The sequence below is a fragment of the Mycolicibacter arupensis genome, from assembly GCF_002086515.1.
Lineage (GTDB): Bacteria > Actinomycetota > Actinomycetes > Mycobacteriales > Mycobacteriaceae > Mycobacterium > Mycobacterium arupense.
In genome coordinates, this window is sequence record NZ_MVHH01000057.1 from 1 (window position 1) to 22969 (window position 22969).

24 protein-coding genes and 1 pseudogene are annotated in these 22969 nt (G+C 67.3%); 11 read left to right on the forward strand and 14 right to left on the reverse strand.

All coding sequences use genetic code 11. The features are described 5' to 3' along the window. A partial coding sequence (locus BST15_RS18455; RefSeq protein WP_133053199.1) for an HNH endonuclease signature motif containing protein occupies positions 1 to 421 on the forward strand: 421 nt, incomplete at its 5' end. Between the two features lie 27 nt (positions 422 to 448). On the opposite strand, the gene BST15_RS18460 is transcribed toward BST15_RS18455, so the two are convergent. From BST15_RS18460 to fadD3, 9 genes and pseudogenes are all read right to left on the reverse strand, one after another. After that, the gene (locus BST15_RS18460; RefSeq protein ID WP_046190271.1) at positions 449 to 1717 is read right to left on the reverse strand and encodes a hypothetical protein; all 1269 of its coding nucleotides are present in this window, start codon (positions 1715 to 1717) and stop codon (positions 449 to 451) included. A 9-nt stretch (positions 1718 to 1726) separates the two neighbouring features. After that, entirely contained in the window at positions 1727 to 2125 is a 399-nt protein-coding gene (locus BST15_RS18465) for a heme-binding protein (protein WP_052734876.1), read from the reverse strand. 44 nt (positions 2126 to 2169) lie between these two features. Next, positions 2170 to 3336: a pyridoxal phosphate-dependent aminotransferase gene (locus BST15_RS18470; RefSeq protein WP_046190270.1), complete on the reverse strand. Its 1167-nt coding sequence runs from the start codon at positions 3334 to 3336 to the stop codon at positions 2170 to 2172. After that, positions 3333 to 4523: an alpha/beta hydrolase family protein gene (locus BST15_RS18475; RefSeq protein ID WP_083071104.1), complete on the reverse strand. Its 1191-nt coding sequence runs from the start codon at positions 4521 to 4523 to the stop codon at positions 3333 to 3335. Before BST15_RS18475 ends, BST15_RS18470 begins: the two co-directional genes overlap by 4 nt. Then, positions 4520 to 5504 (reverse strand): annotated as a pseudogene (locus BST15_RS18480) (linear amide C-N hydrolase). Before BST15_RS18480 ends, BST15_RS18475 begins: the two are co-directional and overlap by 4 nt. A 19-nt stretch (positions 5505 to 5523) precedes the next feature. Further along, positions 5524 to 6474 (reverse strand): acyl-CoA dehydrogenase IpdE2, encoded by a 951-nt coding sequence (gene ipdE2 / locus BST15_RS18485; protein WP_046190269.1) that lies wholly within the window; start codon positions 6472 to 6474, stop codon positions 5524 to 5526. A gap of 1 nt (position 6475) precedes the next feature. After that, a complete protein-coding gene (locus tag BST15_RS18490) occupies positions 6476 to 7441 on the reverse strand; it encodes an acyl-CoA dehydrogenase family protein (protein ID WP_046190268.1) in 966 nt (321 codons plus the stop codon). After that, positions 7438 to 8571 (reverse strand): acyl-CoA dehydrogenase family protein, encoded by a 1134-nt coding sequence (locus BST15_RS18495; protein WP_046190267.1) that lies wholly within the window; start codon positions 8569 to 8571, stop codon positions 7438 to 7440. Before BST15_RS18495 ends, BST15_RS18490 begins: the two co-directional genes overlap by 4 nt. After that, on the reverse strand, positions 8572 to 10131 hold the full coding sequence (fadD3, locus tag BST15_RS18500) for a 3-((3aS,4S,7aS)-7a-methyl-1,5-dioxo-octahydro-1H-inden-4-yl)propanoate--CoA ligase FadD3 (protein ID WP_046190266.1): 1560 nt from the start codon (positions 10129 to 10131) through the stop codon (positions 8572 to 8574). A 102-nt stretch (positions 10132 to 10233) separates the two neighbouring features. Here fadD3 and ipdE1 point away from each other — a divergent pair, with 102 nt between their 5' ends. The 5 genes from ipdE1 to BST15_RS18525 are packed head-to-tail and all read left to right on the forward strand — an operon-like array spanning position 10234 to position 14598. After that, positions 10234 to 11382 carry an acyl-CoA dehydrogenase IpdE1 gene (gene ipdE1, locus BST15_RS18505; protein ID WP_046190265.1) on the forward strand — a complete coding sequence of 383 codons (1149 nt, stop codon included), beginning with the start codon at positions 10234 to 10236 and terminating at the stop codon, positions 11380 to 11382. Next, complete coding sequence (gene ipdF, locus BST15_RS18510) at positions 11379 to 12170, forward strand: (5R,7aS)-5-hydroxy-7a-methyl-1-oxo-2,3,5,6,7,7a-hexahydro-1H-indene-carboxyl-CoA reductase (RefSeq protein ID WP_046190264.1); 792 nt, start codon at positions 11379 to 11381, stop codon at positions 12168 to 12170. Before ipdE1 ends, ipdF begins: the two co-directional genes overlap by 4 nt. Positions 12171 to 12174: 4 nt before the next feature. Beyond that, positions 12175 to 12753, forward strand: a complete 579-nt coding sequence (gene kstR2, locus BST15_RS18515; protein WP_046190263.1) for a TetR family transcriptional regulator KstR2 — start codon at positions 12175 to 12177, stop codon at positions 12751 to 12753. Between the two features lies 1 nt (position 12754). Continuing rightward, complete coding sequence (gene fadA6 / locus BST15_RS18520; RefSeq protein ID WP_046190262.1) at positions 12755 to 13921, forward strand: steroid 3-ketoacyl-CoA thiolase FadA6; 1167 nt, start codon at positions 12755 to 12757, stop codon at positions 13919 to 13921. Between the two features lie 11 nt (positions 13922 to 13932). Beyond that, positions 13933 to 14598, forward strand: coding sequence for a TetR/AcrR family transcriptional regulator (locus tag BST15_RS18525; RefSeq protein WP_046190261.1), 666 nt, complete (start codon positions 13933 to 13935; stop codon positions 14596 to 14598). Between the two features lie 18 nt (positions 14599 to 14616). Here the strand turns inward: BST15_RS18525 and BST15_RS18530 are convergent, their stop codons facing one another. Continuing rightward, the gene (locus BST15_RS18530) at positions 14617 to 15216 is read right to left on the reverse strand and encodes a TetR/AcrR family transcriptional regulator (RefSeq protein ID WP_234708338.1); all 600 of its coding nucleotides are present in this window, start codon (positions 15214 to 15216) and stop codon (positions 14617 to 14619) included. A gap of 84 nt (positions 15217 to 15300) precedes the next feature. Between BST15_RS18530 and BST15_RS18535 the strand changes: the two genes are divergently transcribed. Continuing rightward, the gene (locus BST15_RS18535) at positions 15301 to 15987 is read left to right on the forward strand and encodes a DUF899 domain-containing protein (protein WP_046190259.1); all 687 of its coding nucleotides are present in this window, start codon (positions 15301 to 15303) and stop codon (positions 15985 to 15987) included. Between the two features lie 35 nt (positions 15988 to 16022). Continuing rightward, complete coding sequence (locus BST15_RS18540; RefSeq protein ID WP_052734879.1) at positions 16023 to 16406, forward strand: VOC family protein; 384 nt, start codon at positions 16023 to 16025, stop codon at positions 16404 to 16406. A gap of 88 nt (positions 16407 to 16494) precedes the next feature. Here the strand turns inward: BST15_RS18540 and ipdC are convergent, their stop codons facing one another. The 4 genes from ipdC to echA20 are packed head-to-tail and all read right to left on the reverse strand — an operon-like array spanning position 16495 to position 19947. Continuing rightward, complete coding sequence (ipdC, locus tag BST15_RS18545; protein ID WP_046190257.1) at positions 16495 to 17568, reverse strand: (3aS,4S,5R,7aS)-5-hydroxy-7a-methyl-1-oxo-octahydro-1H-indene-4-carboxyl-CoA dehydrogenase; 1074 nt, start codon at positions 17566 to 17568, stop codon at positions 16495 to 16497. Continuing rightward, positions 17565 to 18317 carry a cholesterol ring-cleaving hydrolase subunit IpdB gene (gene ipdB, locus BST15_RS18550; protein ID WP_046190256.1) on the reverse strand — a complete coding sequence of 251 codons (753 nt, stop codon included), beginning with the start codon at positions 18315 to 18317 and terminating at the stop codon, positions 17565 to 17567. Before ipdB ends, ipdC begins: the two co-directional genes overlap by 4 nt. After that, positions 18314 to 19192 carry a cholesterol ring-cleaving hydrolase subunit IpdA gene (gene ipdA, locus BST15_RS18555; protein WP_046190255.1) on the reverse strand — a complete coding sequence of 293 codons (879 nt, stop codon included), beginning with the start codon at positions 19190 to 19192 and terminating at the stop codon, positions 18314 to 18316. The genes ipdB and ipdA overlap by 4 nt, the downstream gene beginning before the upstream one ends. Then, on the reverse strand, positions 19189 to 19947 hold the full coding sequence (gene echA20, locus BST15_RS18560) for a (7aS)-7a-methyl-1,5-dioxo-2,3,5,6,7,7a-hexahydro-1H-indene-carboxyl-CoA hydrolase (RefSeq protein ID WP_046190254.1): 759 nt from the start codon (positions 19945 to 19947) through the stop codon (positions 19189 to 19191). The genes ipdA and echA20 overlap by 4 nt, the downstream gene beginning before the upstream one ends. 78 nt (positions 19948 to 20025) lie before the next feature. Here echA20 and BST15_RS18565 point away from each other — a divergent pair, with 78 nt between their 5' ends. The 3 genes from BST15_RS18565 (at position 20026) to BST15_RS18575 (ending at position 22823) form a co-directional block, all read left to right on the forward strand. Then, positions 20026 to 20802 (forward strand): SDR family oxidoreductase, encoded by a 777-nt coding sequence (locus BST15_RS18565; protein ID WP_046190253.1) that lies wholly within the window; start codon positions 20026 to 20028, stop codon positions 20800 to 20802. Positions 20803 to 20815: 13 nt separating this feature from the next. Continuing rightward, a complete protein-coding gene (locus BST15_RS18570; RefSeq protein ID WP_046190252.1) occupies positions 20816 to 21721 on the forward strand; it encodes an SDR family oxidoreductase in 906 nt (301 codons plus the stop codon). A gap of 157 nt (positions 21722 to 21878) precedes the next feature. Continuing rightward, entirely contained in the window at positions 21879 to 22823 is a 945-nt protein-coding gene (locus BST15_RS18575; RefSeq protein ID WP_083071105.1) for a fatty acid desaturase, read from the forward strand. Positions 22824 to 22969 lie beyond the last annotated feature (146 nt).

A 22969-nucleotide genomic window follows, 5' to 3' on the forward strand; every position in this document is an offset into this window, starting at 1 on the left:
GATGCGTGATGTGATCGCGATGGCCAGCCACGCCCACCACTACCTACGCATCTACCAGGGCGCAAAAGAACTCGCGTTGTTTCACACGAAGCGATTGGCCTCGCCGGGGCAGCGGATCGTGTTGTATGCCAAAGAGCGCGGCTGTTCGCATCCCAACTGCCCGATATCGGGCTATCACTGCGAGGTGCATCATGACGAGGACTACGCCACCACCCGCCGCACCGACATCACCGATCTGACCCTGCGCTGCGGCCCCCACCACCAACTCATCACCACCGGCGGCTGGAAAACCCGCAAAACCCACGACGGCACCACCCAAACCCTGCCCCCACCACACCTCGACCACGGCCAACCCCGCACCAACCACTACCACCACCCCGAGCGGCTGCTGCGGGAAAGCGAAGACGACGACGGGCCGTAACAGGCCGGGGTGCGTGTGAGCCCGGGCTCAGTGCCAGCAGCGCTGGTGGTCGGCGTGGGTGCGCAGATACGCGCCAGGGCCGTAGAACTCGTCGTAGAAATCGGTGTCCAGATGCTGCGCCTGCAGGTACATCAGCACCTGAACGGTCGGAACGGTGCCCGGCAACTTGCCGAAGGTGTCGTAGATGTAGGACGCCTCGCAGGTGACCAATTCGGCGATGCCGTCGGGCGGCAATGCCGAACCCCGCACCGTCGTGCTGTCGGTCCACGGACCCGGGGTGTCGGGGTGCGACGGTCCGCCGCGACCGAACTTGCGGGCCAACAGCTTTCGGACCCCCTCGGCGACCGACGCGACATGCGGCGGGCTCAGCGTCTCGAAATAGCCGGGCAAGCCGGTGACATTCGGAAACGGCCAGCGCGGATCGGTATCGGCGACAAACCCCAGTCCGGGCGCGCGCGGGTCACCCGATCCGCCCAGCACCGACAGCCGGTCCAGGCCGTCGAAGATCCAGCCACCCAATCCCATCGCCTGCAGGCCGAGCGCCCCGTTATGTGCCGCGATGGACAGCTCGGCGCTGGCCTCGGTCAGGGTGTACTGCTCGACGAATGACAGGGGTATCGGGTCGTCCGCGTGTGGCAGACCGGAAAACGCCTGTACGCCCGGGATTTCGCGACCATGGATGTCGTCGCGGATCGCATACCCGTTGGCCGCGAAGAACCACAGGTTTTCCAGCAGGTGTTCGGCCAGGTCAGCCACGCTGAACGCCAGCAGGCTCCCCGGGTGGTTGCCGATCCAGGTGTTGTGGCCCTCCATGTAGGGCTCTTCGCGGGGCAGTTCGAGCCGGGAATCCGAAATCCGCACGTAGGAGTCGGCGGTGTGGCCGATCCATCCCTCGATGTCGTCGAACTCGCGCGGCGTCTGGTCGCGGGTGGGCACCAGGTAGCAGCCGGTGTCGTCGGTGAAGAACAACTGGCTGGTGTGAAATCCCGCCGCCGACGGCATGGCCCGCCCGGTGGCGCTGCCGGGATAGTTCGGCAGCGCCGGGGCGTACCCGGGGTGGTGTGCGATCCCGTCGTGCCAGCCGGTGACGCCGGCCATCAGCGACAGCAGCAGGGCACGCTCCACCTCCGACAACGGCTGCACCGGACGACGGCTGGCGTAGGCCAGCGCGCCGGCCGGGATGGCGCCGCCCACCGGAAACCGTCGCGACCGACGTCCGGTGATGGCGGCGAACAGCCCGAAACCGGCCGCCTGCGCCAGCGCGGCCCGTTCGTGCTCGGTGATCACCAGGGCCATAGCCCGGGCCTACTTGCTGACGGTCTCCAGCAGGGTGGCCAGCTGGGTGGGCGACACCGCGATCCCACACTGGTTCTTCAGGTCGGTCAACGGCTGAGCGATGCCCTGCAGAGTCGACAGCTGGTCCAAGTGACCGATGAAGTAGCCCTGCACCGTGGACTTGGCCTGGTCCGGGGGCATGCTGGCAGCGGAGGTCAGCACGTGGTCGGTCTCCGGGTGGTCGTGCAGGAAGCCGCCGGCCTGGCTCAGCACGCCGCTGGCGGTGCTGGCCAGCCCCGCCGCCGAGCAGGAGTCGGGCGCGGCGTCGGCGGGGGAGGTGAGTCCGGCCGTCGCGGCAGCGGCGACGGCACCCAGGATGCCTACGGTCGCCGCGCCCAGCGCCAGCCGAGAAGTGGTGGTGGTGCGCATAGCAGTGATCCCTTCGATCAGGTATTTCCAGCTTGCGGCTAAACCTACCCGAGCGGCAGCCACCCGCGGAGTCGGCGCAGAGCCTCATCGATGTCGGCGGTCGGCCCGGCGAACGACAGCCGCACGCAGGTGTTGCCGCGCTCGGTGTCGAAGTCGACGCCCGGAGCCAGTGCCAGGCCGGTGTCGGACAGCAGGCGGGCGCAGAACGCCAGGGAGTCGTCGGTGTGCGCTGCCACGTCGGCGTACACATAGAACGCGCCGTCGGTGGGAGCGAGCCGGTCGATGCCCATGTCTCGCAACCCGCCCAGCAGCAGCGCCCGGTTGGCGGCGTAGTGCCGCAGGTGACCGTCGGACTCGGCGATGGCCTCGGGGGTGAAAGCCGCCACCGCGGCGTGCTGGGCCAGCACCGGAGGGCAGATGGTGAAGTTGCCGGTCAGGCAGTCCACGGCGCGGCGCAGCGCCGGCGGTACCAGCAGCCAGCCCAACCGCCAGCCGGTCATGGCGAAGTACTTCGAGAAGCTGTTGGCGACCACCGCGTTGCGGGAGGTCTCCCAGGCGCAGCTGGTCTGCGGCGCACCGTCATAGACCAGGCCGTGATACACCTCGTCGCTGATCAGCCGCACCCCGGCGGCGTCGCACCAGGTGGCGATCGCGGCCAACTCTGCCGGTTCCAGCACGGTGCCGGTCGGGTTGGCCGGGCTGGCGACGATCACCCCGGCCAGCGGACCTTCGATCTCGGCCAGCATCGCCGCGGTGGGCTGGAAGCGGGTCTCGGGCCCACACGCGATTTCGACGACTTCGCAGCCCAGCGCGGTCAGGATGTTGCGATAGCAGGGATACCCCGGGCTGGCGATCGCCACCCGGTCGCCGGCGTCGAAACACGCCAGGAACGCCAGCAGGAAACCCCCCGACGAACCCGTCGTCACGACCACATCGTCGGGATCGACGGACAGGCCGTAGCGATCGGCATACGAGCCGGCAATGGCTGAGCGCAGCTCCGGGGTGCCCAGCGCGACGGTGTAGCCCAACTGGTTGGCCTGCAGAGCCCTGGCCGCGGCGGCGCGCACCGGCTCGGGGGCGCCGACGCTGGGCTGACCGGCCGACAGGTTCACTAGATCACCGTGGGTGCGCTGGCGTTCGGCCGCGGCCAGCCAGACGTCCATGACATGGAAAGGCGGGATACCTGCGCGCAGGGCGACGCGCTCGTTCATGAGCCGTCGTCCGTCATGATGCGGTGCAGGAAGCGGGTGGAGTCGGGCATGGAGGCGAGCACCGTGCCGGAATGGTCCTGGTCGGGGTAGATGTGCAGCTCCACGTCCTGATGGTGATCGACGAGCTGTTGGTACAGCGTCTGTGTGGACTGTGGCGGGACGTCGGTGTCGAGCAGGCCGTGCCCCAGAAAGATCGGCAGGTCATATCCGTCAGTCGGGGTGCCCATGAAGCCATCGAGCGCCGGGCCGATGCCCTCCAGCGACGCCACCGGGGCGCTGAACAGCTCGTCGAGCCGTGTTCCTGCCACCTGCCGGTCCAGTTCGGGCTTGCAGACGGTCTCGGCTTGGTCGGCGAGTTCACGTCCGCGCGGGGTGAGCACTCGGTCGAAGGGAATGGCGGGAAGCCCTTCGCGCAGTGCCGCGACGATGTAGGCCGTGTAGCTGATCGCGGCGGGGGGAACCGGTCGCGGAGGCAGATCGGGGCCGGCCTCCAGGACGACGCGTTCGGTGTTGGCCGGTGTTCCGGTGGCCACCACGCCTCGGTAGTCCAGGCCGGTGCCGGCGCTGAGCCGGGTGGCCCACCAGGCGCTGTTGATCGCCGCGCCGCCGCCCTGGGACTGGCCGACGATCGCCCACTTGGGCGACAGCGGCAGGTCCATCTGGTGGATGGCCCGTACGGAATCGATCACGGCGTGTGCTTCGGCGACACTGTTGAGGTAGCTCATCAGTCCGGGAGTGCCGAGGCCGGCGTAATCGGTGCCGACCACCACATAGCCCTGATCCAGCCAGTGCGAGAGGTATTCGTTGTCGCGGGCACTGCGGGGGCGAGCCGACGGGGTGCAGTTATCGCCAAGGCCGACGGTGCCGTGGGCCCACGCGATTACCGGCCATCCTCCGGCGGGGGGTGCACCGTGCGGTACGAAGACCGCCGCCGTGCTCACTGCTGGTCGGTCGTGTTGGTCTTGGGTGGCGTACAGGATCCGGAATGCCTTGGCGGCGCCGGTCACCGACAGGGCCGGGTCCAGTGGCACCGTGGTGATCAGACCCCCTTCGGGGGGAATGGGGCCGGCGTAGCTGCGCGCGTCAAGGCCCGACCACTGCGGCGCCGGCTCAGCGGCCGCGGGTGCGGCCAACACCAGGGCGGCCAGTCCGGCGGCCAACAGCGCATTGCGGCGCGGCGACCTCACTTGTTCAATCCGAGAAAGGTGAACGCTTCGGCCGCTTCGAAACTCGCCGATGTCTCGCCGGCGAAGACATTGCTGTCGTCGGAGCCGAGGGCGAGCTTGCGTACCGGGGCGCCTTCGTCGAAGTCCAGTTTGTTCAGGTCCACCCAGAACACGTTGGGGGTCAGTGCTGATTCGAAGCAGTACAGCTTGCGGGTGTGGTGTGCGACGGTGCGCCACCGGGTGGAGGAGATGTTGGGCTCGTTCGGTGTGGAGATGCCGAACGGCACCGAAACATTGCGTACGACACTGAGCACCGACGCGAGCGCGATCTTGAGGTCCTCGGATTTCGGTATCGCGTTGACGTAGAACGAAGCCCGCGCGAAGCGATCCGCGGCCCGGTTGGTGCCCGGCAACATGACCGTGCCGCCCAGCTGCTCCCAGTAGGAGTTCACCGCAAGCTGTTGCTCGAATATGGGCGAGTTGGTCATCACCTGGTACTGGCGGCCGTGATGGATGACCTGTTTGCCGTCAACGTATTCGACGATCGCGCTGTCGCCTGTGGCATCCGACAGTGAAAGATGCAGTGTGGCCAGGCGGTCTTCACCGGGCACTCCGTCGGTGACCACCTCGAACGGCTCGGCGCTCAGTGCTGCGACGGCTTCGGCCACGGTGGCGAAGTTGTCCAGGACATACTGGGCCCAGATGGAGATGCACAACCCGGGGCGGCTGCCGTCGTAGTGCGGGTAGACCGATTCGGCCAGCCAGAGCAGGTTCGCCGACAGACCGGCTTCGTTCAGTCCGTCGGTGGTGCAGATGTTGTAGCCGGTGGCCACCACGCTGCCGTACTTTGCGGTCCATTCGATGGAGTTGGCCCCGGCCCTGCCGTCGCGTTTCACGCCACGCGGCATCGACCACAGATCGGTCCAAATCCAGCTTCCAGTCCATCGATCGACCGGTGATGATGTTGCCGTTCGGGCCGAGGTAAACCAGGCGAGTACACATGCCGCTACCGTACGGGCCTTCAGACCACCTCGGCCTGCAACCGGCGAAGATGGTGTGCCGGCTGGCCAAAGAGTTGCGAACTTCCGTGTGCGCGTTTGAAGTACAGCTGGATGTCGCTTTCCCAGGTGATTGCGATACCGCCGTGCAGCTGCACGGCTTCGCCGGCCACCTTGGTGAATGCTTCGCTGGCGACCACCCTTGCCAGCGCCGCAGAGGTCGCCGACGGCTCGGCGATCGCGTCGTCGACCACGGCGCGCGCTGCCGAGACCGCCACGTACAGGTCGGCCATCCGGTGCTTGAGCGCCTGGAAGCTGCCGATCGGCCGGCCGAACTGCACCCGGCTCTTGGTGTATTCGACGGTCAGGTCCAGGCAGCGGGCCGCCGCTCCCACCTGTTCGGCGGCCAGCAGAATCGCCGCGTAGTCCGCGATGCCCGGGTCATCCCCGAGCGGCGCGGTCGCGGTGGCACGCAGGCGGCCCAGGCGGCGGGTGGGATCCATGGTGGCCACCGGCTCGGTGGTGAACTCGGTCCAGCGGGTCAGCGCGCTGCCGTCGGTGCCGATGACCACGTCGGCGATGTCGCCATTGACGGCATAGTCGTCGTCGAAGACGACCGCTCCGATCGCACCCCCCTCGGCGAGCTGCTCCAGGGTCGCGGCGTCGGGCTCCGGTGCGGCCAGCAACGCCAACTCGGCCAGGATGGTGCCCAGCAGCGGCGTCGGCACCAATGCCTTGCCCAGCTCCTCGAGAACCACCGCGGCATCACCGAGTTCGCCACCGGCGCCGCCGAGCTCCTCGGGCACTACCAGCGCGGCGGCACCCACCTGTTCGCACAGCAGCTGCCACAGCGCCGGGTCATAGCCGAGCTCGGATTCCATCGCCGAGCGGACCGCTTCGGGCGTGGCATGTTTGTCGACCAGCGCCGCTACAGTCCGGCGCAGCAGGTCGCGTTCGTCGTTACGGGCCGCCATCTCAGATTGCCTCCAACACTCGCCGCCGGTGTGCGGTCGGGTCGCCCCACGCGGGTCGCAGGGCTTGGGTGCGCAGCAGCCACAGCGACAGGTCGCATTCGCTGGTGAAGCCGATGGCGCCGTGGGTCTGCAGTGCCGAATGTGCGGCCAGCAGGGCGGCGTCGGATGCGGCCACCTTGGCGGCGCTGACGTCGCGGGCGGTGTCAGCGCTGCCCTGTGACAGTGAGATCGCCGCGCCGTACACCAAGGGGCGGGCCAGCTCGAGCGCGATGTGCACATCGGCCAGCTTGTGCTTGATGGCCTGGTAGCCGCCGATAACGCGGCCGAACTGGGTGCGCTGCTTGGCGTAGTCGACGGCGATGTTCAGCATCGCCTGTCCGGCCCCGACCAGTTGTGCGGCGGTGGCCAGGGAACCCATCTCGTAGGCGCGGGCGGTCTCGGAGTCCCAGCCCGGCCCGGTGGAGGTGACGTCGAAGATGCCGCGGCTGGGGTCCACCGAGGCGTGGCGCGCGCCGGCTTGTGCCACCGACGCTGTCCCGTTCTCGGCCAGCAGGACCAGGTCGGCGCGGTCGGCGTCGACAGCGCGTGGCGTGTGTGGCGGAAGCGCCACGGTGGCGATCAGTTCGCCGCCGGCCAGTCCGGCAAGCTGCGAACCGGCCTCGGGTGATCCGGCCAGCAGGATCGGCGCCACCGCAATGGATTCCACCACCGGTCCGGGGACGCACCAGCGGCCCAGTGCTTCGATGGCCAGCACCACGTCGACGAGGTCGGCGCCGATGCCGTCGAACTCTTCGGGCACCGCCAGTGCGGTCACGCCGAGCTCTGCCAGTTGGTTCCACACCCGACGGCCCGGTTCTGCGTCACCCTGGGACCAGGCCCGCACCGCGCCGGGCACGTCGGCGGCGCCCAGGGCGGCGTCGATGCTGGCGGCGAAGTCGCGCTGATCTTGGTCTAGATCGAATCTCATTTCTTCTCCCGGGGCAGGCCCAGCAGCCGCTCGGCGATGATATTGCGCTGAATCTCGTTGGTGCCGGCGTAGATCGGTCCTCCGAGCGAGAACAGGTAGCCGTGCGTCCAGGCGTCGGCGAGTTCACCGTCGGCACCGCGCAGGTCCAAGCCGGTCTGGTGCAGGGCGACGTCCAGCTCGGACCAGAACACCTTGGTCACCGAGGACTCCGCGCCCAGTTCACCACCGGCCTCCAGCCGGGTCACCGTTCCGAACGTCTGCAACCGGTAAGCCTGGGCCTTGATCCAGGCGTCGGCCACCCGATCGGTGAACACCGGATCGCTGCCGCGCTCCTTCCACATGGCCGCCAGCTTCTCCGCTCCCACCAGGAATCGGGCGGGGCTGCGCAGGCTCATGCCGCGCTCATTGCTCGACGTGCTCATGGCGGCGCGCCACCCCTCGTTCGGCACGCCGATCACGTCGTTGTCCGGCACGAAGACGTCGTCCAGGAAGATTTCGCCGAAGCCCGTCTCGCCGCCGAGCTGTTCGATGGCACGCACGGTGATCCCGTCGGCCTTGAGGTCGAACATGAAGTAGGTCAGGCCGTTGTGACGCTGGGCCTGCGGGTCGGAGCGGAACAGGCCGAAGCCGCGTTCGCCGAAGGGGGCGCGGGAACTCCAGATCTTCTGTCCGTTGAGTTTCCAGCCGCCGTCGACCTTGGTCGCGGTCGAGCGCAGCGAGGCCAAGTCACTGCCGGACTCCGGCTCCGACCATGCCTGCGCCCAGATCTCCTCCCCGGAGGCCATCTTCGGCAGGATGCGATCCAGTTGCTCTTGGGTGCCGTGCGCAAAGAGGGTCGGCGCCAGCATCGAGGTGCCGTTGGCGCTGGCCCGTCCGGGTGCACCAGAGCGGAAGTACTCCTCCTCGTACACCACCCACTGCAGCATGCTGGCGTCGCGCCCGCCGTACTTCTTGGGCCAGGCGATCACCGACAGGCCGGCGTCGAAAAGCGCCTTGTCCCAGCGGCGGTGCTGTTCGAAACCTTCGGCGGTGTCGTAGGACTCGGTGGGGAATTTGTCGGAGTTCGCGGCCAGGAAGTCGCGAACCTCCAGCCGGAACTCTTCGACCTCTGCGTCAATATTCAGGTCCATCTAGGCCCACTCTCTCAATTCATGCTTGACCACCTTGCCGCCGGGATTGCGCGGTAGGGAGTCTGTGAAGGTCACCGAGCGCGGTGCCTTGAAGTTCGCGAGATGTTCACGGGCGTAAGCGATCACCGCCTGCTCATCGAGATTCTCCGCGCCTGCCCGTCGCACGACGAACGCCCGGCCCACTTCGCCCAGCCGTTCGTCGGGCACGCCGATCACCGCCACGTCGGCCACTCCGTCGAGGCGGGCCAGGACCTGTTCGATCTCGGCGGGATAGACGTTGAAACCGCCACAGATGTACATGTCTTTGAGCCGGTCGGTGATGCGCAGGTTTCCGGCCGAGTCCACCGTCCCGATGTCGCCGGTGTGCAGCCAGCCCTGTGCATCGACGGCCGCGGCGGTGGCCTCGGGGTCGTCGAGATAGCCGAGCATGATGTTGGCGCTGCGCAGCAGGACTTCGCCGGAATCTGATTCGCCGCCGGTGCTTTCCAGCCGTAGCTCGAAGTCGCCGATCGGGCGCCCGCAGGTGGTGGCGACGGTCACGGCGTCGTCGTCAGCGCGGCACATGGTGCCGAACCCGCCAGACTCGGTCAGCCCGTAGGCGGTCAGGACGATGTCGATGTCCAGTTCGGTCTGCATCCGCTCGATCAGCACCACCGGAACGGTGGCCGCTCCGGTCACGGCAAAGCGCAGCGAACTCAGGTCATAGCGGTCGCGGTCGGGGTGATCCAGCAGGGTCTGATAGATGGTCGGCGGGCCGGGCAACACGGTGATCCGGTGGGACTCGATGGCGCGCAGCGCCGCCGCCGCGTCGAAGGTCACCTGGGGGATCAGGGTGGCTCCGGTCTGCAGGCAGGCCAAGATGCCGGCCTTGTAGCCGAAGTTGTGGAAGAACGGATTGATGCACAGGTAGCGGTCCTGCGCGGTCATCTCACCGCAGGCGGCCCAGGCCGCCGGGCCGGCCAGCGACTGCCGGTGGGCGCAGAGCACGCCCTTGCTGCGGCCGGTGGTGCCGGAGGTGAACAGGATGTCCGACAGGTCGTCGGGGCCGACCGCGGCGGCGCGGGCGTCGACCTCGGTGCCTGGCACGGAGGCTCCTGCGGCGATGAATTCGTCCCACGATGCTGCGGCGCCGGCGTCGTCGTCCTGGATGGGCACCCGTATGACGTGCTGCAGGTCAGGAAGTTGGCTGCGGTCCAGCTCGGTGAGCCGGTCGGTCTTGAGGAACCGGCCCATGCCGATCAGGATCTTCGCGTTGCTGCGCGCCAGGATGTCGGTGGCCTCGGCCGCCGTGTAGCGGGTGTTCAATGGCACCAGCACCCCGCCGGCATAGTGCGTTCCCAGGCAGGTGATGACCCAGTGCCAGGTGTTGGGTGACCACAGTGCGACACGGTCGCCGGGCGTCACGCCGAGGGCGATCAGGGCGGCGGCAGCCCGCCGGACCTCGTCGCGCAGCTCCGCGTAGGTGAAGCGCCGGTCCTCGGTGACCAGGGCGTCGTGGTCGGGAAGGGTGCTTGCGATGTGGTCCAGGGCCGCAGGTGTGGTCTGCGGTTGGGTACTCATAGGCGCTGCTCCTCCCCGTCGCTGAACTCGGCCGCCAGCGCGGGCTTCCCTGGGCTCGACGGCTCGTAGCCGAGCAAGTGCTTGGTAGGTTAGCCTACAGGGGTGCAAGCAGTCGAGGAGTTCCGGGCCGAGGTCCGTGCATGGCTGGCCGACAACCTGGTCGGGGAGTTCGCCGAGCTCAAGGGCCTCGGTGGCCCGGGGCGTGAGCATGAGGCGTTCGAGGAGCGGATGGCATGGAACCGCCATCTGGCCGACGCCGGGCTGACCTGCCTGGGCTGGCCGGTTGAACACGGCGGCCGTGGCCTGTCGGTGGCGCATCGGGTGGCGTTCTATGAGGAATACGCCCGAGCTGACGCCCCCGACAAGGTCAACCACCTGGGCGAAGAACTGCTGGGGCCGACGCTGATCGCGTTCGGCACACCCGAGCAGCAGCAGCGCTTCCTGCCCGGCATCCGCAACGTCACCGAACTGTGGTGCCAGGGCTACTCCGAGCCGGGCGCCGGCAGCGATCTGGCCAATGTGGCCACCACCGCGGTGCTCGACGGCGACGCGTGGGTGATTAATGGCCAGAAGGTGTGGACCTCGTTGGCGCACCTGTCGCAGTGGTGCTTCGTGGTGGCCCGCACCGAAAAGGGCTCCAAGCGACACAACGGACTGTCCTACCTGTTGGTGCCGCTGGACCAGCCCGGCGTCGAGATCCGGCCGATCGTGCAGCTCACCGGTACCTCGGAGTTCAACGAGGTGTTCTTCGACGACGCCCGCACCGACGCCGACCTGGTGGTCGGTGAACCCGGCGACGGCTGGAAGGTCGCGATGGGCACGCTCACCTTCGAGCGTGGTGTGTCCACACTGGGGCAGCAGATCCGTTACGCCCGGGAACTGTCCGCGCTCGCGGAGCTGGCACAGCGCAACGGGGCCGCCGAAGACCCGCTCATTCGCGAGCGGCTGGCCCGGTCTTGGGTGGGCTTGCGGTCCATGCGGTCCTACGCGATGGCCACCATGGACGTTGAGCAGCCGGGCCAAGACAACGTATCGAAATTGTTGTGGGCCAACTGGCACCGCGATCTCGGTGAGCTCGCCATGGACGTGATCGGTCGCGACTCGATGGTGCTGCACGACGGCGAGTTCGACGAATGGCAGCGGCTCTACCTGTTCACCCGCAGTGACACCATCTACGGCGGCTCGAACGAGATTCAGCGCAACATCATTGCCGAGCGGGTTCTCGGCCTACCCCGGGAGGCGAAGGGATGAGCAGCCTGACTCAGGCACCGAAAGAGATCGCCGGCCACGGCCTATTGGCGGGCAAGACGGTGCTGGTGACCGCGGCCGCCGGAACCGGGATCGGCTCCACCACCGCGCGGCGTGCGCTGCTCGAAGGCGCTGACGTGGTGGTCTCCGACTTCCACGAACGGCGGCTCGGCGAGACCCGCGACGAACTGGCCGGCCTCGGGCTGGGCCGGGTGGAGGCGGTGGTCTGCGACGTCACCTCTACCGCCGCGGTCGACGCGCTGTTCGACGCCGCCGTGGAGAAGATGGGTCGGCTCGACGTGCTGGTCAACAACGCCGGGCTCGGCGGGCAGACCCCGGTCATCGACATGACCGACGACGAGTGGGACCGCGTGCTGAACGTGACGCTCACCTCGGTGATGCGGGCGACCCGGGCGGCGCTGCGCTACTTCCGCGGCGTCGAGCACGGCGGGGTGATCGTCAACAACGCCAGCGTGCTGGGTTGGCGTGCACAGCATTCGCAGTCCCACTACGCCGCGGCCAAGGCCGGCGTGATGGCCATGACCCGATGCAGCGCCATCGAGGCCGTCGAGTACGGGGTGCGGATCAACGCCGTCTCGCCGTCGATCGCCCGGCACAAGTTCCTGGAGAAGACCAGCTCCGCCGAGCTGCTGGATCGACTCGCCGACGGCGAAGCATTCGGCCGGGCCGCCGAGCCGTGGGAGATCGCCACCACCATCGCGTTCCTGGCCAGCGACTACTCCAGTTACCTGACCGGCGAGATCATCTCGGTTTCCAGCCAGCGGGCCTGACACCATGACGCGCCGTGACGAACTCCTGAACCTGGCTGCGACGATGATCGCCGAGCGTGGCCTGCGGGCCACGACCGTGCGTGACATCGCCGACGCCGCCGGGATCCTGTCCGGCAGTCTGTATCACCACTTCTCCTCCAAGGAGGAGATGGTCGACGAAGTGTTGCGCGACTTCCTGGACTGGCTGTTCACCCGCTATCAGCAGATCATCGATCACGAGACCGATCCGCTGGCGCGTCTTACGGGACTGTTCCTGGCCTCGTTCGACGCGATCGAGCATCGGCACGCCCAAGTGGTGATCTACCAGGACGAAGCCAAGCGGCTGTCGTCTCTCGAGCGGTTCTCCTACCTCGACGAACGCAACCGGCAGCAACGCAAGATGTGGCTGGACGTACTGCAGCAGGGCATCGAGGCGGGATGTTTCCAGCCCGACCTCGACGTTGACCTGGTGTACCGCTTCATCCGCGACACCACCTGGGTATCGGTGCGCTGGTACCAACCGGGTGGCCCCTTGACGGCCGAAGAAGTCGGCAGGCAATACCTGGCCATCGTGCTGGGTGGAATTACCAAAGAAGGAGTCTGAAATGGCCGCTCAAGTATCCGAGGCGTATGTCATCGATGCCGTTCGCACCGCCGTCGGCAAGCGCAACGGGTCGCTGGCCACCTATCACCCGATCGACTTGGGTGCGTTGGCTTTCCGTGGACTTCTGGACCGCGTCGGTGTCGACCCGGCCGCCGTCGATGACGTGATCACCGGCTGTGTGGACGCCGTGGGCGGCCAGGCCGGCAACATCGGCCGGCTCGCGTGGTTGGCGGCCGGTTACCCCGAAGGCGTGCCCGGGGTCACCGTCGACCGCCAGTGCGGCTCGTCCCAGCAGGCGATCTCTTTCGGCGCGCAGGCCATCATGTCGCGCACCGCGGACCTGATCGTGGCCGGCGGCGTGCAGAACATGAGCTGGATCCCGATCTCGTCGGCGATGATCGTCGGCGAGCAGTTCGGCTTCACCTCGCCCACCAACGAGTCCAAGAAGTGGTTGGAGCGCTACGGAGACGAGGAGGTCTCCCAATTCCGCGGCGCCGAGATGATCGCCGAACGCTGGGACATCTCGCGTGAGGACATGGAGCGTTTCGCACTGCAGAGCCACCAGCGCGCGTTCACCGCGATCGCCGAAGGACGCTTCGACAACGAGATCATCGAGGTCGACGGTTTCCGGGTCGACGAGTGCCCGCGCGAGTCCACGCTGGAGAAGATGGCCGGCCTCAAGACGCTGGTCGAGGGTGGTCGGCTGACCGCGGCGGTCTCCAGCCAGATCTGTGACGGATCGGCGGCGGTGCTGCTGGCCTCAGAAAGCGCAGTGAAGGCACACGGGCTCAAGCCCCGCGCCCGGATCCACCACATCAGCGCCCGCGGTGATGACCCGGTGATCATGCTGACCGGCCCGATCCCGGCCACCAGGTACGCGCTGGAGAAGACCGGCCTGAGCATCGACGACATCGACGTCGTGGAGATCAACGAGGCGTTTGCTTCGGTGGTGCAGGCGTGGATGAAGGAGTTCCCGATCGACCCGGCGAAGGTCAACCCCAACGGTGGGGCGATCGCGCTGGGCCACCCGCTGGGAGCCACCGGCGCCAAACTGTTCACCACCATGCTCAACGAACTGGAGCGCACCGGCGGTCGCTACGGTTTGCAGACCATGTGTGAGGGCGGGGGCACGGCAAACGTCACGATCATCGAGCGACTTGACGGCTAAAATCGGAGGTTATGGAAACTCCGGCTCCGACGGCACCGGGGGGACGCCGGATTCGTGGGCTCGACGCTGATCAGCGACGGGCCCAACGCCGTGAGCAACTCCTCGCGGCGGCATTCGAGTTGTTTGCCCGCGAAGGCTACGTCAGCACCTCGATCGAGCAGATCTGCCAGACCGCCTACGTGGGTAACAAGGCGTTCTACGAGGTCTTCGACAGCAAAGAGGACTGCTACCTCGCGCTGATGAACGAACTCGGTTCACGCGTCGCGACGAAGGTCATCGAGGAGTTACGGCACGTCGTTCCCGGCGAGGGGGACGAGGCGACGGTGCGCCGCGTTCTGACCGTGCTCGCCCACGAGCTGGTCGTCGATCCCCGACTGGTGGTCGTGGTGTTCCAGGAATGCGCGGGGATCTCTTCTCGGGTGGAGGCCCGGCGCCGGGCGGACCGGCGCTGGGCGGCAGCAACGTTGGAGGCTTTCTGGAGTCGCCGGGCTCAACCCGGGGAGAATGTCGACTACCGCGCTGTGGCCATTGCCACCGTCGGGGGACTCTTCGAGATCATCGCCGACTTTTTGGGCGGGGTTGATCCGCCGTGTTCGGTGGACGATCTCACCCACGACCTCACCTCCTTCGTGCTCACGGTCGGCCGGGGTATTCACGCGCCTGCGCGCAGCGCCTGAGAGTGCGGGTAGCGGACTTCAGCGCACCAGCCCGGCAATGATGTCGTCGACGGTTCGCCCTGCCAGCGCATCGAGATCGGGGCGCGGAGCACCGCGCAGCGGACCCCGCAGGGCCAGTTCGGCGAATCCGTGCACCGCCGACCAGCATGGCCACTCCGCGCCGGTTCGCCGGTTCGGCTGCAGCACAGCGGCATCCGTCATCGCGTCGAGCGCGTCCACCAGTGCCTGAAACGGTGGCGGGACGCCACCGTCGACCGCGACGACCCCGGCCCCGAAGAACGCCACCGTGAACCACCCGGGCTCATCCAGCGCGAACCCGATATAGCCGAGGCCGACCGCGCGCAGCTGGTTGCGCGCCCTGCTCTGCGCTGAGCCGCTGCGGCTCGCGGGAGTGCTCATGCGTGCGGCCATGCGCTCCCCGATCGCGATCGCGACCGCTCTCAACAGTGCCTCACGGTCGGCGAAGTGACGGTACGCAGCATTGGGAGAGACCCCGACGCGCCGAGTTGCCTCGCGCACGGTCAGGGCGTCCGGTCCGCCGAGTCGAGTCAACTGCAGGCCGGCGTCGATCAGCGCCGCACCCAGGTCGCCATGGTGATACCCGGTCTTTGTCGCCACCTCTTGACAGTCCCCTCGGCTACAAGTGTACGGTGTGAACATAGCCAATGTGGACGCCGTGCACATACCAATGGGGGATTTCGGATGACGGGCCTGAAGGTGCCGGAGGTAGTGGATCGCCAAACGTGGCAGCGGGAGATCGACGCCCTGCGCGCCCGGGAGAAGGCGGCCACTCGCGAGCTGGACGCGATAGCTGCGCAGCGCAGGCGATTGCCGATGGTTGCCATGGATCGCTACGTGCTTGAAGGTGAGCGCGGACCCATCTGCCTGGCGGAGGTGTTCGACGGCAAGAGCCAACTGATCGTCTACCACCACATGTGGTCGCCCGGTCAGGAATGGCAGTGCCCGGGGTGTACCGGCTTCACCGCACAGTTCACCCGGCTCGACTTCCTGTCCGCGTACGACGCGCGGTTTGTCATCGTCACGCAGGGGCCCATTGACGAGGCGCTCGCATACAAGGAGCGAGTGGGCAATCGGATGGACTGGTACAGCACCGCCAACAGTCCGTTCGGTGCCGACGTCGGGGCGCCGCCGGGCGGACCCTTTGCAGTGAATGTCTTTCTGCGTCAAGGGCATGAGGTCTACCGAACCTGGTACACCGAACATCGTGGGGTTGAGCAGCTCAGTCATATGTTCCCGCTGCTCGACGTGTTGCCCTATGGCCGGCAGGAACAGTGGCAGGACTCGCCCGACGGCTGGCCTCAGGGGCCTACCTACGGCCGCTGGGCGAGCTCGCAGGAGATCGCTCAGCTGTACGCCGCCGATTCCTGATCGCACCCACCATTCGCCAACCCAGAAGGAGCATGATGAGCACCGTCAAGACAGGTCTGAAGGACATCAACCTCGTGTGTGTTCCCACCATCGAGCAGGAGAAGGCACTTGCCTTCTATGAGTCCCTGGGCTTCGAGAAGCGCACCGACATCGATATGGGCGACGGCTACCGTTGGATCGAGGTCTACCCGCCCAACGGCACAACCGGCATTGCGCTGGCGCCGCCGGAAAGCGGGCCGGTCGAGCCCACCGTCACCGGTATCACGCTGACCACCGAGGACATCGACGCAACGCATGCGGCGCTGAAGGAGCTCGGCGTCGACGTGGACGACCAGGTGTCGCGGATGGGGGATCCCGTTCCCCCGTTGTTGTGGTTCCGCGACCCCACCGGGCACACCCTGATGGTGGCGGAGGCCTAAGTCCCTAACGCGAGACCGACGTTTTGCAGACAAAGCGCGAGAGCATCCCCGCAAAACGTCGGTCTCGGCGTTGGAACAGTGTGAGGCGCTACGGCTGGACCAGGGAGTTCGCTGCCCGTAGGTGCTCGACGGCCTCGTCGACGATCGAGGTGATCAGCTCGGCGCAGGACGGTAGGCTGTCTAGGATGCCCGCCACCTGACCCGAGGCCAGTACGCCGGCTTCGGTGTTGCCTTCCACCAGACCGGCTTTGAGCAGCATCGGGGTGTTGGCGGCCATCAGCACCTGCGACCAGGTGAGTTCCTTGCCGTGCCGCATCGCCAGCCCGTCTTTGACCATGGTGGGCCAACTCATCTGCGACATCTTCTTGAACTTCGCGGCGTTGCGGATGGCGGCGCTGAAACCGCGTGCCCGCGAACCGCTTTCGAGCTTCTCCACCAGTTCGGTGCGCAGCACCCGGTGTGGCATACCGTCGACCCTGGTGGAGACCACGGTGCCGCTCAGGTCAGCGGCCAAGTAGCGCTGCTTGACCGCGTCCGGAACAGTGGAGTCGCTGGTCAGCAGGAATCGGGTGCCCATCGCGACACCGGTCGCACCATAGGACAGCGCGGCGGCCAGGCCGCGGCCGTCGAAGAACCCGCCGGCGGCGATCACCTGAACCCCGGTACCGGCGACGGCGTCAAGCACCGAAGGCAGCAGCAGCGTGGTGGCGACCGGACCGGTGTGCCCGCCGCCCTCGCCGCCCTGCACGATCACCGCGTCGGCGCCCCAGGACGCCACCTTCTTGGCGTGCTTGGCCGCACCGACCGACGGGATCACCACCGAGCCCGCCTCTTTGAGCTTGGCGATCAGCTCGGCTTTGGGGGCCAGCGCGAACGACGCCACCTTGACGCCCTCGCGGATCATCAGATCCACCCGGTCACCGGCGTCGGATGCGTCGGCGCGGATGTTGACGCCGAACGGCTTGTCGGTGGCCGACTTCACCTTGGAGATCGCGGCGGCCAACTCGTCGATCGTCATGGTCGCCGAGGCCAGGATGCCCAGGCCGCCGGCGTTGGCGGTGGCCGAGACCAGGCGGGCGCCGGCCACCCAGCCCATCCCGGTCTGCACCACCGGGTGTTCGATGCCGACCAGTTCGGTCAGCGGGGTCTTCAACCGGCTCATGCCCGCACTTCTTTGTCTCGCAGCGATTTCGGGTCGATGACCTCGCGGATCAATTGAAGCTCCTCGACCTCGGGCAACCGAGTCGTCGCCGCGTCGGCCAGGCCGTGCACCTCGAACGAGGTGTTCTCGGTGACCTCGTCGGCGGTGACGCCGGGGTGCAGCGATACCGCGCGCATCTGGTGATCGGGGCCGTTGAAGTCGAACACTCCGAGGTTGGTCACCACGCCGCCCAGGTTGAAGAAGCGGAATGCCGGGTTCGACGGGTCCACCTTGTCGTAGCCGATGCCCGAGACGATGTCGACGGCGTCGCAGAACACCCGCGACGAGTGAGCGCCCACCCAGTAGCTGGTGGTGTGGTTGATGGTGTTTCCGGGCGCACCGCGGACCCCGAACATCTGCCGGGTCGGCTGCTGCAGCGGACCGAATGCCGAGAGGTTCTGGTTGCCGTAGCGGTCGATCTGGTTGGCGCCCATGATCACATGGCGCCGGCCCCACGACAGGGTTTCGAAGACCCGGTTGAACGGCATCCAGCCTTCCAGCGGCCCGACCTTGCCGATCGCCGGGGTGTCGGCCAGGATGCGGGCCTCTCCGTCGGTGAGCACCAGGTCCGGGGAGAAGGTCAGGCGGGCCAGCCGGGCGCCGACCGAGGGCACCGTGGCCATCGGTGAGGCCATGATCTCGCCGGCGTCGCGGAACAGCTCGGCGCAGGCGACGGCGCAGATCTCGGCGCGAGTGGGTGAGTCGGTCATGCTTGTGCCTCCGCTCCGAATGCCTTAACCGCCGCCTGGTAGTCGTCTTCACTACCGGACAGGTAGGTGGCCTTGAATTCCGCCCAGGTCTCGTCGGACTTGGCGGCTTCGGCGTAGTGCCGCTGGAACTTCTCGTCGCGGCCGTAATCGGCTGCCCCGATGGTGAAGTGGGCGCCACCCGGGGCCTCCACCACCTTGTCCACCATCATCCGGTTGATCACCTGGGTCTGCGGCGAGGTGCTGGCGATCAGCTCTTCGGTGGGCACGATCTTCTCCACCGACAGGAAACGGCGCTGCGCCGACATCAGGAACAGGTCGTCGAAGTACGGATCGATGCCGGTGTAGGCGGCGTTGCCGCGGGCGTCGCCGAGGTTCAGGTGCACGAACGCGGCGTCCAGGTTCAGGGCCGGCATCGCGACCAGGGTCTCGTGGGCGCCGTCCGTCGGGTACGGCGAGGTGACGGTCTTGAGCTCGCCCTCCCAGAAGTCGATCACCGAGCTGCCCAGCCCGGCGCGGATCGGCAGGAACGGCAGCCGCTGGGCGGCGGCCTGCAGTCCGCAGCGCAGCATGCCCTCGTCCATCTCGCGGGCCTCGATGGCCCCGGTGGTGCGGGCCTTGGAGAACCACGGGTCGTAGAACGGCGGCGAGTCCAGGGAGACGAACCCGTAGTAGGCCCGGCGCACTTTGCCCGCCGAACACAGCAGACCCAGGTCCGGTCCGCCGTAGGTCACTACGGTGAGGTCCTTGACGTCGGTGCGCAGGATGGCGCGCACGAACGCCATCGGCTTACGGCGCGAGCCCCAGCCGCCGATACCGATGGTCATGCCGTCGCGCAGCTCGGCGACGGCGTCGTCGAGGGTGGTCAGCTTGCTCATTTCTTGGCGCCTTTCTCGGTACCGGCGAACTCGTCGCGGTGCTCGTCGGCGACACCGGAGAGGTTGAGTTCGAAGGTGAAGCCCTGCTCCATCCGGTAGCTGGAGTTGACCTTCTGCACGTCGATGAGGTTCAGCGCTTCCTTCGCGGCGCGAATCACCCGGGTGTCCTTCTTGGCGATGTCGCGGGCGACCCGCAGTGCGGCCTCGTCGAGTTCGGCGCGGGGCACCACCTCGTGTACCGATCCGTACTGGTGCAGGGTGTCGGCGCTGACGGTGGCCGCGGTGTAGAACAGCCGGCGCATCATGTGCTGCGGCACCAGCCGGGACAGGTGGGTGGCTGCGCCCAGCGCGCCACGTTCCACTTCCGGCAGGCCGAATTTGGCGTCGTCGGAGGCCACGATCACGTCGGCGTTGCCGACCAGGCCGATGCCGCCGCCGACGCAGAAGCCGTTGACCGCGGCGATCACCGGCACCGCGCACTCGTAGACGGCCTTGAACGCCGCGAAGCAGCCACGGTTGGCGTCGATCAGGGCGGTGAAGCCCTCGGTGTTCTGCATCTCCTTGATGTCGACGCCCGCGTTGAACCCGCGGCCCTCGGCCCGCAGGATCACCGCGTGGGTGGCCATGTCTTTGCCGGCTGCGGTGATGACCTCGCCGAGCTCGAACCAGGCCCGCGACGGCAGGGCGTTGACCGGCGGGTAGTCGACGGTGACCGCGACGATCCCCGGTTCGACGGTGGTGGATGTGATCGGCATGGGCAAACTTCCCTAGTCGTATTGGCGCCTCGGATACCTGGCCTGCCTAAGCAAGCACTTGCTTGGTACGCTAACACAGTGTCTGACTCTTCGGCTGCCGCTATCAACCTCGGATTGACCGGCAAGGTGGTGCTGGTGACCGGCGGGGTGCGCGGTGTCGGGGCGGGCATCAGCGAGGTCTTCGCCCGCCAGGGTGCGACGGTGGTGACCTGCGCTCGGCGCCCGGTAGACGGCCTGCCGTATGAGTTCCACTCGTGCGACGTCCGCGACGACGACGCGGTGAAGGGCCTGATCGAGGCGATCGTCGCCACTCACGGCCGGATCGACACCGTGGTCAACAACGCCGGCGGGGCCCCGTTCGCACTGGCCGCCGACGCCTCGGCCAACTTCAGCCGCAAGATCATCGAGTTGAATCTGCTGAGCGCCCTGCTGGTTTCGACGCACGCCAACGCGGTCATGCAGACCCAGGGCGGCGGGGGTTCGATCGTCAACATCACCAGCGTCAGCGGCCGGCGGCCGTCACCGGGTACCGCCGCCTACGGCGCGGCCAAGGCCGGGGTGGACAGCCTGACCACATCATTGGCCGTCGAATGGGCGCCGAAGGTGCGAGTCAACTCGATCGTGGTCGGCATGGTCGAGACCGAGCAGTCCGAACTGTTCTACGGCGACGCCGATTCGGTGGCCGCAGTCGGCGCTACCGTGCCGCTGGGACGACTGGCCAAGCCATCCGAGATCGGTTGGACGGCAGCATTTTTGAGTTCTGATCTGGCGTCCTATGTCAGTGGCGCCAGCCTGACCGTGCACGGTGGCGGCGAGAAGCCCGCCTACCTCGACGCTTCCAGCGCCAACAAATAAGGAGACAACACACATGGCACTTCTCGACGGCCGAGTGGTCATCGTTACCGGAGCGGGCGGCGGAATCGGCCGGGCGCACGCGCTGGCCTTCGCCGCTGAGGGAGCCCGGGTCGTGGTCAACGACATCGGGGTGGGCCTGGACGGTTCGCCGGCCGGTGGGGGCAGCGCCGCCCAGAACGTGGTCGACGAGATCGTCGCCGCCGGTGGCGAAGCCGTCGCCAACGGCTCGAACGTCGCCGACTGGGGTCAGGCCGAGGCTCTGGTCAAGCAGGCTGTCGACACGTACGGCACGCTCGATGTGCTGGTGAACAACGCCGGCATCGTCCGCGACCGCATGTTCGCCAACGCCACCGAAGAGGAATTCGACGCCGTCACCGCGGTGCACCTCAAAGGCCACTTCGCCACCATGAAGCACGCTGCCGCCTACTGGCGGGCCAAGGCCAAGGCCGGCGAAACGGTCGACGCTCGCATCATCAACACCAGCTCGGGCGCCGGCCTGCAGGGCAGCGTCGGGCAGGCCACCTACAGCGCCTCCAAGGCGGGCATCGCCGCGCTGACCCTGGTCGCCGCCGCGGAGATGGGCCGCTACGGCGTCACCGCCAACGCCATCGCCCCGTCGGCCCGGACCCGGATGACCGAGACCGTGTTCGCCGACATGATGAACACCCAAGACCAGGCCTTCGACGCCATGGCCCCGGAGAACGTCAGTCCGTTGGTCGTCTGGCTGGGCAGCGTGGAATCAAAAGACGTGACGGGCAAGGTCTTTGAGGTCGAAGGCGGCAAGATCCGGGTCGCCGAGGGTTGGGCCCACGGCCCGCAGGCCGACAAGGGCGCCCGGTGGGATCCCGCCGAGCTGGGTCCGGTCGTCACCGACCTGCTGGCCCAGTCGCGGCCGCCGGTTCCGGTCTACGGAGCGTAGTTTTCGCCCCGAGAACTCTAGGGCGCTAGAGGCGTAATCCCTAAGTCGCCTTTGTCACAATGCGCGGCGTGACGCCCACAGCGCACGAATCCCTCGAGTGCTATAGGGTCTCCTAACTGGCGGGGGCCGAACAAACTACAGCCCGGGAGGGTTTTGCGTGTCCGACTCCACCACGTTGGGATCTGTTGTGCCCAAGTCGCCTTCGAGGCGGCACCCACCGCCCGGCGAGAAGGCGCCCAAGGTGGCCTGGCCTGCCCTCAGTGTCACACTCGGCGCGTTCATCGCCTTCGTGGTCGCGACCCTCGGTGTGATCGGTGGGTGGCTGCCGGCATGGGCCGCGATCGCGATCAACTCCACCGTCGTGTATCTGATGTTCCTGCCGGTACACGAGGCGACCCACCACACGCTGGGTAGGTCAAGCTTGCTCAATGCGGTGGTGGGGCGATTTGCCTGGGCCTTCATCGGGCCGCATTTCGCCTGGCCGTGCCTGCGTTATGCGCATATGGAACACCACCGGAACGCCAACGACCATGAGAATGATCCCGACTACTTCGCCACCAGTAAGCCGTTCTGGCAGTTGCTGTTCCGGGGACCGCTGGGCGACTTCTACTACGCCCGCTGGTACCTGGCCAGGCTCCCCGAGCGCCTCCGACACTCCTGGCGGAAACCGTTCATCGAGTTCGCAGAGTCGGCGGTACTGGTCGCTTTGACCGTGACGGGCATTGTCCTGGCCGTCATCACCGGGCACATCTGGACCCTTGCGGTGGTCCTGCTGATCCCGCAGCGCATCGGTCTGTTCTTCATCATCTTGTTCTTCGACTGGTTGCCGCACTATGGGCTGACCTCCACCCACCGCGAAAATCCTTACCGCGCGTCTCGCACCCGGATCGGTCTGGAGCGGCTGGTGACCCCGTTGTGGATGGCACAGAACTACCACCTGATGCACCATCTGCACCCCGGGCTGCCGATCCACGTGTTGCCGCGCGTCTGGCGTCGCAATGAGGCCGGCTACCTGGCCTGCGACCCGGCGCTGTCGACCCTGTACGGCAGGGAGCTGACGGTTGACGAATATCGGCTGTTGCGGCCCTCCCACGCGAGCTGACGGTCCGGCTCTGCCGGGCTACGGGGTAGAGCCGTCGTGGACTAAAGTCTCGTAGTGAGGACCAGCGCCGTTATACGCTGGCGTCAATATTGGTCGTGTCCTGAAACCGGTGTAAATGGGGCCGGGCGTAGGTTCTGCTTCGAGAC